General features: G+C 48.9%; 2 protein-coding genes. Both read left to right on the top strand.

All coding sequences use genetic code 11. The annotated features are described in order from the left end of the window. On the top strand, nt 1-267 hold a 267-nt coding region (locus HEN33_RS25410; RefSeq protein WP_000474254.1), incomplete at its 5' end, for a hypothetical protein. A 72-nt stretch (nt 268-339) separates the two neighbouring features. Beyond that, nucleotides 340-536 (top strand): protein YdfC (ydfC, locus tag HEN33_RS25405; protein WP_183083538.1); only part of this gene is annotated, 197 nt, incomplete at its 3' end.

Genomic DNA, 536 nt, shown 5'->3' with positions numbered 1-536 from the left:
GGACAGGTAAGAGTTATCAGAGCGGTAACTAAGCGGTATGCGCCTTTACTTCAGAAAGTCTCTGGTGAGTGCACCGAAGATATTGTCAACGATTTCGTCATCGAACTGCGAGGACTCATCTTCAGTTACAAGGTGACCACAATTTTTGCAGATGGCTCCCGCGAAACTGTCAGAGCCCTGCGGCTTAAAGGATGTGTCAAAGACTTAGCCACCACATTCTGGGCAAGAAAACTTGATTGTATTCATAACCAATTTCCTCTCGAGTAACAGACCCCTCAGAGGATACCACCTCGCCTGACGTGGTTAAAAAGCAGGCAACGCTAACCACAAGGAGCCGACATGCAGAAACGAGACCCCGTCATCATCGCGCCAGACTATACCGATGATGAACTTTATGAGTGGATGCACCAGAAAATTAAGGCGGTGCAGGACCTGAAATGGGCCAATGAAGCCAGGGCTAAGCAGGCTGAAAATCTGTCCGCTCTGGAGCAGGATATCACCAATCTGGAAAAAGCAGCGGCATTAAGCATTGCCAG

It is taken from the genome of Escherichia sp. 94.0001 (assembly GCF_013369155.2).
Taxonomy (GTDB): domain Bacteria; phylum Pseudomonadota; class Gammaproteobacteria; order Enterobacterales; family Enterobacteriaceae; genus Escherichia; species Escherichia coli_F.
Note: the sequence above shows the minus strand (reverse complement) of the source record. Positions and strands in the feature narration are given on the sequence as shown.